The organism is Williamsoniiplasma luminosum, assembly GCF_002803985.1.
Taxonomy (GTDB): Bacteria; Bacillota_I; Bacilli_A; order Mycoplasmatales; family Mycoplasmataceae; genus Williamsoniiplasma; species Williamsoniiplasma luminosum.
The window spans coordinates 465249-477289 of sequence record NZ_CP024963.1; the positions used below are offsets into that span (position 1 = coordinate 465249).

A 12041-nucleotide genomic window follows, 5' to 3' on the forward strand; every position below is an offset into this window, starting at 1 on the left:
TTTTTAAAAATGAAAAAATTAACAAGGTCAATGACAAATGATGAAATTCAAGAAGAAATTCATACATTAGAAAAAGTTGATTACACACCTTTATACAACAAAGATGTGGCATACCACAATTATGGATATATCCATACTTTTAGAGTAATTTCTGATGGTTTACGCTTAAGCTCAATCAAACAATTTTTTGGTGGTTTGTTAGCCGGGATTTGAATTGGGGTTGCTTATACTGCCATTTTGTATGCAACATACAAAATGGAAAATGCTTCGGTTGTGAAATTATTAACAGGTCTTTTATTTTCGGGAGTGATTTTATTAATTGCCTTTTTGGGTGGTGGTTTTGTCACTGCTCACATGTGATATAACCGCACAATGTTTCGAAGAGTTGAAAAGTGATCGATTTTCTTAAAAGCGTGTGGTCTAGTTTATCTTGGAAATATTGCTGGAATCGGAATCTTTTTAGGGATTTTGTTCTTATCTGGGGCTTTTAATGGGAATGATAAACTGTTGATTTATGCTTATGAATCATTTGGTTTAGGTAAACTTTACAGTGTTGGAACAGCAATTAAAACTGGTCAAACATTTACCAATGGAGATGTTTGACAAACCATTTCATGAGTCTTTTTTAGTGGGATTTTATGTAATTTCTTAATTTGTTTAGCGACCCAAGGAGCTAAATCAACTAAAGGAAATACAGTTGCTACAATGATTATGTATATTGTGGTTTTATTCTTTTTTGCCATTGGAGGTTATCAACATTGTGTTGCTAATTGATATGGTGCTTGAGTTTTAATCATCTTAGCAATTGATCCAAATGTGGCTGGTAATATTCAAACTAGTCCAGGACATGATTATTTGTTCAATGTAAATTCAGCTTGGTTGTATCTTTCTTTAAATATCATTCCAGCGGTTTTAGGAAACTTTGTTGGAGCGTTAATTATTGGTACTTTTATGGGATTGTTTAATATGGATTATGACAAACTTTTATTAAAAGAAGCAAGATTAAGATTCTTACGTGAAGTTTTGGCAGTGCGTCAAAATCCAAATCTGTTAAGTGAAAAACTTCACGACGATCAATATACACCTTGATATAAACGTCCTTATAAAAAGAGAAAAAAATAATTATTTAAATTTAAAATTCAAAAACGCAACATTTAGGTTTAACCTAAATGTTGCGTTTTCTAATATAAATATTAGATGTTAATTTTTAGCAATTACTTCAATTTCAACTAAACCATTTTTTGGTAATTTTGCAACTTGAATGGTACTTCTAGCTGGTTTGTGGTCGCCAAAATAATGTTCATAAATGCTGTTTACAATTTGAAAATCATCCATACTGTTTAAAAAGATTGTGGTTTTAACAACATGATTTTTATTGAAATTTGCTTCTTCTAAAATCGCATTAATATTGTTTAAAACTCTTTTGGTTTGTGCTTCAATTCCACTTTCTAATTTTCCACTAATCGGATCAATTCCAAGCTGTCCAGAGAGGTATAGTGTTTGATCATTTGTCAAAATCGCTTGTGAATATGGACCAAGTGCTTTTGGGGCTTTATCGGTGTTTATTTTTTTCATTTATTTTTTCCTTCTAAATTATTTTCTAATATTTTAACTGGATTTTATTGATTATTCATTTAATTTATTTAGTAATTCAATTTTAGTTCAAGCACTAATATCTAATTTCACATCAGCTTTTTTGTATTTATTTTTAACTTTGTTTTGAAGAATTAATCTCGGAGTAGAAATACCATCACTTCCATCTTTTAAACTACGCATTTTCATTTCAAGTTGCTTAGCTTTCAATGTTGATAGTTCCAAAAACTCTTCTGAATCTAATCAATTTGGTAGATCGTTAATACTTTCCTTTTTGAGTTCACCACTCGCTATTCGTTTTTTGTATTTGGGATAAATTCCAACAAAGTACCAGCCAATTGCTAAAGCAGTAACAACAATAAAAGTTAAAGTTTGTCATTTATGAGCATCTCAATCAACGAAATAAACGACACTTTGATAGATAAAGAAAACTAAACCAAAAACTCAAAGTACCATTAACACAAGATTAGTTTTAGTTTTCTTTTTAATGCTTAGCCATAAAGCAATCACAATCACGGTTCCATAAATAATGAACAGGACAACTGATTTAAAACCAACAATTGTGGCAAAATCCACAGAGTTATCTTTTAAAATAAATGGCAATACCAACCAGATTGTCGCGAATAAAACCGTAAAAATAATATTGATAAAAATCGCACGAATCGCTAAACCAGTTTTGTCTTTGGCTGCCAGTTTGGCAGAAATCATTTTGTGTTGAGCTAATGGTTGAAGTGCTCCACCACTATAATAAGTTCCTTGCATAAAGTTGTTTAAGTTTTGGGCAATCAAAGAGATGCCAACAAAAACTAATGCTCCAGTTCCCATCACCATTTGGATGATTTCATTATTGGGGTTTTTAGGAAAGACACTTCCAAGTGCTCCGATGAAAAAGACTAGTCCCACCATATAAAATACTACCGCAATCCCCAAAACAATCATGATGGTTTTGGGGATTGTTTTTTTCGGATTTTTAACATTTTCCCCAATTGTTGAAAATGTTTCAAAACCAGTAAAAGCATAAAAGAAGGCGGTGAAAGCTGTGTTGAAATTGCCCAATGTTAAGCTTCCAGCATTTTGTGCTTCGTTAAATTTTCCTCCACTAGTTCTTGCCATGATGATGATTGCTCCAATATAAACCATCACCATCACAGCTCATTTAACAATACTTGTGACATTGGTTGCTAATTTAAAAATTTTAGTTCCTAATAAAACAGTTAAAGCAATCACAACATAAATTCCAATTGAAATTAAATTCAAGTATAACTGTGTTTGTTCAACAGTGCCTCACATTGTGGTCGAATACAAACCTTCTAACGCGATTGATAGTAAAACTAAAAGGTTTGCACTAGCAGAAATCGGCAGTAAAATATATTGATAAATTCCAATCATTCATCCCCCGAAATGACCAAATGTTCTTCTTGAGTATTCAAATGGTCCTCCACTTTTAGAGGAAAATATATTTGCACATTTAGCAAACGCCATCCCAGCAATCCCGGCGACAAATGCTCCTAAAAGGATGATTCAAAAGAGATGGTAACCCACTCCTTTTTCCCCGCTAAAAGCATTAGTTAAGATTAAAACAAAACTCATTGAGACAGTGTAATCAAATCCCAACCAAATCATTTGTTTTAAACCAATTTTTTCTTCACCAGAATCTGGCTTGCGTTTGAACATAAGCATATTTTTAATTTTTTCTTTTTTGTCCATAAAATTTAAAAATCCTTTCATATTTTGATTTTTTAATGTTGATCCAAATTTGTTTTTTCAGCAAATTTGGATCCTCAAAAATAAAATTACAAAGTTAATTTTTGTAACTTTGTAATTTTTAGTAAAGATTTAATTCTTTAAAAATAGCTTTGATTTCATCAATTGCTTTGATTAATTCAGGTCTAGATAGACCGATATTAATTCTAAATCAACCAGGTTCTGCATATGCAAAAGCATCAGAAAAATTGACAATCACCCCATGTTTAAAGAAGATTTTTTTCAGTTCGACTCAATCAAGATTGGCACTAATTTTAACTCAAATAATATATGAAGCGTCCATGTTCATTGGATGTAAGCAACTAATTTTGCTTAACTCACTTTTAATCAATAGATAGTTATCATAAACATAATTCTTCATCGCTTTCAATCAATCAAATGCATCTTGATTAGTGTAAGCTGCAATCATGGCTGGTTGAAAGAAGACGTTTGGGGTCATTACTCGATTGTGTTTATACATTTCCATCACTTGATCTAAGATTTTTTGATTAGAAAAAATCATATATGAGCCATATAATCCAGCAAGATTGAAACCTTTGTTGGGAGAATTGACGACAACAAAGTTTTTAGCTTTATCTCTTCATTTTAAAATTGAATTATGTTCACCTTTTAAAACTAAATCCCCATGCACTTCATCAGATAAAATTAAAACATTATATTTATTGCAAATTTCAATAATTTTGATGACTTCGTCATCATGTCAAACTCTTCCACCTGGATTATGGGGATTGCATCAAATAAAGATTTTGACATCATTCAAGGCGATTTGTTTTTCGAAATCATCAAAATCAATTTCATATTGATTATTTTTGTAAATTAATTTGTTGACAATTAATTTACGTTGAGTATTTTCAACAACTTCTTGAAAAGGTTTATAAACTGGGGTTTGGATTAAAACACTTTCCCCAACTTTGGCATATACCTTAATGATTTCCATCATTGAATTAATAATTCCATCAACAATTTTAATCATGTCTTTTTCTATAGTGATATTGTGTAATTTTTTATATCAATCATAGATCGCGTCAATCGCTGCATTTTGCACATAACCATAGCTATAAGTTTTTTTATTTGCACGTTCTGCGATTGCTTTGACAATTGATTCTGGTGTTTCAAAATCAATGTCAGCAATTGATAAATTGTGCACTTTTTTAGAATAATCAACTGGAAAAACTGTTTTTAAGTATTCCACAGATCATTTCTTCTCCTCGTTTTTGCTCCTGTCGATTTTTTTATCAAATATTTTGTCCATACTTTTCCTCCCGTTTAACTTCTAAAAATGCTTAGGCTCTTAGTTGTTGAAAAGTAATTTTTTCAGTGTACCTTATAAAAAATGTCTAGTTTTTTTAAGTCTGATTGTTTTTGTTAGTTGTTTAATTTCTTGATGAAATTAATCAAACTAAAGCAAAAAAAGTATTTTTAGTGTTAATAATGTTTTCTAGACACTTTGATTTTATTCCTAAAACATTATTAATACATTTAGGGTCAGAAACTTTCTCAGGTTTTTTGCTTTTTTTGCCATAAAAATAACAAAAAATTGAATTTTTGAGCAAAAAAAGCAATAGAAATTCAAAAAAAGTCATAATCAATATTTATAAAAACGATGGTGGTGAAATGTTACGTAAAACCAAAAAAAGAACCGAAGTTCTTTTTTAGCGTGACACATGTCCCCATACTTAATTGCTAAAGATAACTTTAACTAAATCTATTATACATCAATTGATATTCAAAAATATTAATTTTTGCTAGTTGTTAAAACATCAATTACTTCTTGGAAATGTTTTTTGCAATAATATAATGAAACCTTTTTATAAGTCGGTTCTTCTGTTACTCATTTATTTTCAGAAGAATTCACATCTAAAACATCTTCGCAAACTTTTGCACTTGCTTGGTTATTGCAATCTTTTTTTATACAAATCATATAGTTCCTTTTTTAAATTGTTTTATGGATTATAACATTTTGATCATGCCATCAAAAATTAATTTTTCATTGTAAATTCAATTTTCGTTTGTGATCCCTTGTTTAATTAAATTAGCATTTCCACCAGTCACAATCACTTTGTATGATTCATCAATTTCTAATTGACGAATCAAACCTTTAATCATTTCAAAATGGCCATTAATAGCACCAATATTAATTGCTGTTAGCGTATTGAAACCAATTTTTTTATCACTTCATTCAAATTTGCTATTTTTTAATTGGGCAGCAGATCTAATCATTGTTTTTAAACTGTTTCTAATTCCAGGAGCAATGATCACACCATCAAATTTATAGTTAGTCACTTTCATAAAAGTGGTTGTTGTCCCAAGGCTTACAATAATTGTATTTGGTTGTCTAATTGCATGTAAATTAGCAATAAAATCTGCTCCCAATTCTTCAACATTGTCAATCCCAACTGCTTCAGGACTTCAATGTTTAGTATCTTTTAAATCAATTGCATGAAGATTTAACTCATTTACATAACTTGTAAAATCGGGCACGACACTGGCAAAGATAATCTGATCATATTCAGAGTCGTTAAATAAACTTGGATCCTTTCATTCATTTGTGTATGTGTAAAAGCGATGTTTTTTGGTCAAGGTTTTATTTTCGGCGTTATAAACGCGAAAATCAACAGTTGTATTACCAGCATCAATTAATAATGTTTTCATTTTTTACCTGTTTCTATGAATATATTTTACTTGTTATTGTAATCAAGAGAATAAAAAAGATAAAATTAAAATAATGGAGACAAGAAATGCAAAAAATAAAAGAAATAACAGCGGACAATAAAAACGTTAATTTAATCGCGAGAATTGAAAAAGTTAATGTTTTAACTGGGGCTAATGGTCAAAATTACATGATCGTTCACTTAGTTGATAACACAGGAAGACTAGAGGCAAGAAAGTGAATTGTCACTGAAGCTGACAAAACCAAGATTAAACCAAATAATATTATTGAACTAATTGATGCCACAACATCAGAATTTAGAGGTCAATTACAAGCCAAAATTAATGGTTATAACATTTTAGAACAAGAAGATTTATTAAAACTTGGGATTGATGTGAAAGAATTTGTGATTATTGCCCCAATTGATATTGAAAAAGATTTTCTCGATTTAATGAAGATTTTAAATTCACTTGAAAATGAAGTATATAAAAATATTACTTTGGCTTTAATCAAAAAATATGAACATGAATTTAAAACTTATCCAGCTGCGATGAATATTCATCATAATGTGGAATCAGGATTATTTTGACATAGTTATACTTTAGTGAAAAATGCTTTAGCAATTAAACCTTTTTATACATATGCCAATATTGATTGAGAGTTATTAATCGCTGGTTCAATTTTGCATGATATTGGAAAAATCATTGAATTACTTGATGTTAATGGCAGCGATTATTCTTTAGAAGGAAAATTAATTGGACATATTTCAATTGGAAATGCTGAGATTGCCCAAGTTGCCAAAGATTTAAATTATCTTGATTTAGAAAATAATTTAACAAATAAATATGTCACATTACTCCAACACATGGTGCTTGCAAGTCATGGTAAAAATGAATATGGTTCACCAACTGAACCAGTGATTATTGAAGCTGTAATTCTATCAACCTTTGATAGTTTAGATGCCAGAATTTATCGCATTAATGATGAAATTGGTAAAGTAGATTTAGATAGCTGAACCAATCGTTTGCCAAGCGAAGAAGGTAAAATGTTTTTAAAACATAAAAAATAATTGAGTTTTTAAAAAGTAACCTTATCAATCTCTAATTCAGCTTTAAAAAGTTGAATTAGAGATTGATTTTTTTTCTTATTTTTAGAAAAACAAGAAAAAAATTACGAAAAAATCATGTTTAGGATAAATATTTTTTAATTATGAAATAAAAACTGATAATTAAGGATTACAATTGAAAGTATAGAACGAGGTCTAATTGTGATAAAAATAGGAACTATTGGAACATCATATATTGCTGATATGTTTATTCATGCAGCAAAACAAATTGAAAATTTAGAAGTAACTGCTGTTAGTTCGCGAAAAGAACAAACAGCAAGGCAATTGATCGAAAGAGCTAATTTAAGTGAAAACACAAAAATTGTTGAGGATTGAAAAGAATTAATTGCTTTTGTTGATTGTGTTTATATTGGGACGCCTAACGGAACCCATTATGAAATTGCTAAATATTTGTTAGAAAACAACAAACACGTTTTTGTTGAAAAAACAGCAACTTTTAAAGTTCAAGAATTTGAAGAATTGATGAAAATTGCCAAAGCAAAAAATTTAATTTTAATGGAAGCATTTAAACCCATCCATTATCCCCAATATCAATTATTAAAAGACTTTAAAAATCAATATGATATTGTGACAGTTAATTTGACTCAATCAAGTTATTCAAGATTTATGCCAGAATTAAAAAGTGGTCAAAACCCATCTAGTTTTGAACCCAATCTTGGACGTGGAACAACATATGATATGTTAGTTTATCCAGTTCAATTCGCAATTGATTTATTAGGTGATATTAAACATGTTAAATCAATGAAGAGAAAATTGCCAAATGGTGTTTCAATCATTAATAATGTTTTATTAGAACATGAAAATGGAATTTTGACCACAATTAATAATTCTAAAATGTCTTTTTCAGGAATTAATAATGAATTAGCGACTGAAGATCGAGTGAATTTAATTTTTGACAATCCAAACAGTTTGAAAAAAATTGCTATTTGTAAATGAGATCAAAAATATAAATCGACAGTAGAAGAAATCTTTACCAACGACCAAAGCATTAATAGCATGATTTATGAAACTCAAGTTTTTGTTGATTTAATTCAAAACAATGATTTTGCACAAAGAGATAAATTCTTAGAGTTGACAAAAAAAACCATCAAAGTACTTGAAAGTATTGACAACGAAATTGATTACTAAAGACAATTTATTTGTCTTTTTTTATTTAAATTTTTTACTGATTTATCTGTATGATAAATCAGTTTTTAAAACATTATCATAACCACATCAAAAAAGAGAACATCAATGCAAAAAGTCATTACAATAAAATTTGCACTCCTGCTAATGATGTTTAATTTTTAGAAAAGCAAAAAATTTATTTTATTTTATTTAGAATCCTATAATATTTATTTGAAAGCAAGGAGAGAAAATGCAACAAACAAAATTTGAGGGAAACTATAGGACGGGAATTATACTAATCATCGTTGGTGCTGCTATCACATTGGCGATGGCTGTTGTGGCAAGTGTTATGTTTTTCTTTTCATTGGCCAATGTTGGTCTTTACGCTAGTTTTATGAATAGCGCACAAACAGGTGACTTTGAATTGATTACAACAACAAATCCGGAAATGGCTCTTGTGAAGAAAATTTCATTTATTTTCTATATGATAGTTTTAATTCCGAATATTATTAATTTGATTTTTGCAAGTCAAAGTATCAAAAATAAAGCGACTGATAAGAAAGTTTTAATCGCCGTTTTAGCAATTATATTTGGTGGAATTTTAGGAATTATTGGCGGAATTATGATTCTATGTGCTCCAACCAGCACTGGTCAATGTCAACCAAAAGTTGAAATTGAAATTAAACCTAATCCGGTTGAACCAAAATCTGATAATAAAAATGATGAGGTTATCAAAGAACAACCAACAACTGAAAAACCAAAACCAACACAACCAAAAACCGAAGTTAAAAAACCAACTGCAAAAAAAGTTGAAAAAACTGAAAAACCAAAGCAACTAAAAGCTGAAGTGAAAAAATCGACTGTCAAAAAAGTTGTCAAATCAACAAACCTAAAACCAGCAAAAGAATCAAATAATAATGCACATATTTTAACTAAAGATTTAATTGAAAAATATGCTGCTGAATTAAAAAAACATGAAGAAGCAGACAAGTTAGAACGTGAAGCACATGAAAAAGCATTGGCAGCAACTAACGAAAAAGCTGAACAAGAAAAAATGATCAAAGCTCGTGAAGAAGCAAAAGCTAAAAAAGCCCAAATGTCAATTCAAGAAAGAACTAAAATCGATGGATCAGATGCGATATCTGAACCACGAAGTGAATTACAAAAACATGCATCATCTTTACGTGAACAAGCCAAAGAATTAGACATTAAATTAAAAGATGCAAATCTTCGTAATATGACTAAAAAAGAACTTATTGTCTACATGAAGACTGTTGTAATAAAAATTAATGCTTAATAAAATTCGCACTAATCTTTAAAAAAGAAAAAAATGAAGCTTATAAGTAAATGCTTATAAGCTTCATTTTTTATTGTTTATTCAGGTTTTCCTAAAAGTTTAAACATATTCTTTTTATAAATATCAACTCCAGGTTGGTTGAAAGGATTGACTTCTAATAAATAAGCACTCATTGCAACTGCCATTTCAAATCAGTAAACTAAATATCCGAACATTTCATCATCCATCTTGTCAAATTCTAAAACGATATTTGGCATTTTACCAACATTAAAGTGAGCATCTAAAACTCCTTCAATGGCTGTTGAATTAATTTCATGTAATGTTTTACTTGTTAAATAATTTAATTCATCTAAGTTATCTTTATTTTTTGGAACTTTAACATTTGCAAGTGGTTTTTTAACACGAATGACTGTTTCAAACATCACGTTTCTTGTTCCTTCTTGCACTCATTGTCCTAATGAGTGCAAGTCTGTTGAAAAAACCATTGATGTTGGTAATAATCCTTTACCGTCTTTTCCTTCTGATTCACCAAATAATTGTTTTCATCATTCAGTTAATAATTGCATTTGTGATTCATATGAAACTAATGCTTCTGTTTTGTAACCATACTTAGTATTTAAAACATAACGTGCTGCTGCATACTGGTATGCTGAATTAGCAAGATCATGTTTTGATAATTGTTTTCTTGCTTTTTTTGCTCCATCAAAGATGTTGTCAGTATTCACCCCAGCCACTAACAACGGGAAAATTCCGACAGGTGTTAGAACTGAAAAACGTCCACCAATATCATCAGGAATCTCAAATGTTTGATATCCTTTTTGATCTGCTAAAGCTTTTAAAGCTCCTTTTGATTTATCAGTAATTGCCACAATCAATTCTTTGGCAGCTTCAGCCCCAACTTGTTGCACTAATTGACCTTCTAAAATTCGAAAAGCAATTCCTGGTTCAGTTGTTGTTCCTGATTTAGAAACAACAGCAATTCCAAAATGTTTATTTTTTAAATATTTTGTTAATTGGTCAGTATAACTTGAACTCATTGTATGCCCAGCATAAATGACTTCCACTTTATCACTGTGATTTAATCCACGAATCATTTCATCAGCAGCACGGGTTCCTAAATAAGAACCCCCAATTCCAATCACGATTAATGTATCGATTTTTGAGCGAAGATTTTTCGCCACTTTTTTCATTGCTTTGTATTCAGTTGAATCAAAATTAACTGGTCAATCAACTCATCCTAAAAAATCAGCCCCAGCCCCAGTTCTATTTCTAATCATTGCATCAACTTTAATAATTTCACTATCTTTTACTTCTTGTGATAGATCATTTAAGCCTGTATATTCTAAATTTACTTTAATCATTGTAACTCCATTTCATTTTTAATTTTATGCTTGCGCTCGGCACTTTTCAACCGTTAATCTAATTCATCTTCATTTAATCTTCAATAAGTGACATCTAAAGTTTCGTCTAACTCTTCTGTTTCTTGTAACGGAATATGAATTTGTTTTTCACTAATCACAAAATTCAATTTCACATCATGTTCATTGGTGTCAATAATTTTATTTGTAAATTGACTTGATTGAGCTAACCCGATTTTGTATTTATGAAAATCATGTTCTTTAATTCAACGATCATAATAACCCTTGCCCATCCCAATTCTGTTCAAGTCTTTGTCAAAAACCACAAGTGGCATAAATAAGACGTCTAAATCATTTGAATCGACTAAATCTGGTTTATTTGCCAGTGGTTCGAGGATGTCTCATTTTTCATTTTTCAGAAGGTCAGTTGTCAAATTTTTAATTCTTTTAAACTGCATTTGATTACTATCTAATTCCGATTTTGGCACATAAACCTCAATTTTGTTTAGTAAACAAAATTGAATAATTTCCTTGGTATCAACTTCATTTTGGGTTCCTAAATAAATTCCAATCTTTTTCAATTGATATTTATTAATAAATCAAATGACTTTTCTGGTTAAATTTTGATTGGCAAATTGGACGAATTCATCAGACAGCATATTTCGAATTTGCAAGTAACTTTCACGCAATTGCGTTTTATTATTTTTCATTGTTTTCTCCTTTAATGATTGCAAATATTCCATTACTAAATAATGTGGCACATTTTTTTCTCGCACGTTGTTTGTGCACATTTTGAAAGACGATTAAATCATTTAAAAGATTTGTATCAACTTCTTGGTCATGTTCAATTAAATGGGTGTATTCATTTAAAAGTTCACCAGCTTTTTCAAAGCTTTGATTTTTCATCATCTCACATAAAATATCAGCACTAGCTGTGGCAATCGCGCATCCTGTGCCATTAAATTTAACATCAATAATTAAATTATTAGCAGTTTTAATGAACAAATTTAATTGATCAGAACAGGTGTCTAATTTTAATTTTGCTTCGATGTATAGATTTGGTTTTTGTTCGGAAAAATTTTGTGGTTTTGAATAACGTTCAACAATAATTTTTCGCATTTCTTGTTCTGTATATTGTTTCATAAC

At 29.7% G+C, this 12041-nt stretch carries 12 protein-coding genes; 4 read left to right on the forward strand and 8 right to left on the reverse strand.

The features are described from left to right. Positions 1-9: 9 nt before the first annotated feature. Positions 10-1122, forward strand: a complete 1113-nt coding sequence (locus ELUMI_RS01985; protein WP_100618568.1) for a formate/nitrite transporter family protein — start codon at positions 10-12, stop codon at positions 1120-1122. A gap of 78 nt (positions 1123-1200) precedes the next feature. Here the strand turns inward: ELUMI_RS01985 and ELUMI_RS01990 are convergent, their stop codons facing one another. The 5 genes from ELUMI_RS01990 to ELUMI_RS02010 form a co-directional block, all read right to left on the reverse strand. After that, complete coding sequence (locus ELUMI_RS01990; RefSeq protein WP_025734135.1) at positions 1201-1575, reverse strand: RidA family protein; 375 nt, start codon at positions 1573-1575, stop codon at positions 1201-1203. A 51-nt stretch (positions 1576-1626) separates the two neighbouring features. Further along, complete coding sequence (locus ELUMI_RS01995) at positions 1627-3300, reverse strand: APC family permease (RefSeq protein ID WP_025734136.1); 1674 nt, start codon at positions 3298-3300, stop codon at positions 1627-1629. A gap of 118 nt (positions 3301-3418) precedes the next feature. Beyond that, the gene (locus ELUMI_RS02000; protein WP_025734137.1) at positions 3419-4609 is read right to left on the reverse strand and encodes a MalY/PatB family protein; all 1191 of its coding nucleotides are present in this window, start codon (positions 4607-4609) and stop codon (positions 3419-3421) included. A gap of 483 nt (positions 4610-5092) precedes the next feature. Beyond that, entirely contained in the window at positions 5093-5278 is a 186-nt protein-coding gene (locus ELUMI_RS02005) for a hypothetical protein (RefSeq protein ID WP_025734138.1), read from the reverse strand. A 29-nt stretch (positions 5279-5307) separates the two neighbouring features. Continuing rightward, positions 5308-6009 carry a type III pantothenate kinase gene (locus ELUMI_RS02010; RefSeq protein ID WP_025734139.1) on the reverse strand — a complete coding sequence of 234 codons (702 nt, stop codon included), beginning with the start codon at positions 6007-6009 and terminating at the stop codon, positions 5308-5310. An 86-nt stretch (positions 6010-6095) separates the two neighbouring features. Between ELUMI_RS02010 and ELUMI_RS02015 the strand changes: the two genes are divergently transcribed. From ELUMI_RS02015 to ELUMI_RS02025, 3 genes are all read left to right on the forward strand, one after another. Beyond that, complete coding sequence (locus ELUMI_RS02015) at positions 6096-7076, forward strand: 3'-5' exoribonuclease YhaM family protein (protein ID WP_025734140.1); 981 nt, start codon at positions 6096-6098, stop codon at positions 7074-7076. Between the two features lie 198 nt (positions 7077-7274). Next, on the forward strand, positions 7275-8261 hold the full coding sequence (locus ELUMI_RS02020; protein ID WP_025734141.1) for a Gfo/Idh/MocA family protein: 987 nt from the start codon (positions 7275-7277) through the stop codon (positions 8259-8261). Between the two features lie 229 nt (positions 8262-8490). After that, positions 8491-9537 (forward strand): hypothetical protein, encoded by a 1047-nt coding sequence (locus ELUMI_RS02025; RefSeq protein WP_025734142.1) that lies wholly within the window; start codon positions 8491-8493, stop codon positions 9535-9537. A gap of 77 nt (positions 9538-9614) precedes the next feature. Here the strand turns inward: ELUMI_RS02025 and ELUMI_RS02030 are convergent, their stop codons facing one another. The 3 genes from ELUMI_RS02030 to sufU are packed head-to-tail and all read right to left on the reverse strand — an operon-like array spanning position 9615 to position 12038. Further along, complete coding sequence (locus ELUMI_RS02030; RefSeq protein ID WP_025734143.1) at positions 9615-10898, reverse strand: glucose-6-phosphate isomerase; 1284 nt, start codon at positions 10896-10898, stop codon at positions 9615-9617. 53 nt (positions 10899-10951) lie between these two features. Next, on the reverse strand, positions 10952-11605 hold the full coding sequence (locus tag ELUMI_RS02035; RefSeq protein WP_025734144.1) for a 5-formyltetrahydrofolate cyclo-ligase: 654 nt from the start codon (positions 11603-11605) through the stop codon (positions 10952-10954). After that, a complete protein-coding gene (gene sufU, locus ELUMI_RS02040) occupies positions 11595-12038 on the reverse strand; it encodes a Fe-S cluster assembly sulfur transfer protein SufU (protein WP_025734145.1) in 444 nt (147 codons plus the stop codon). The genes ELUMI_RS02035 and sufU overlap by 11 nt, the downstream gene beginning before the upstream one ends. Positions 12039-12041: the final 3 nt, after the last annotated feature.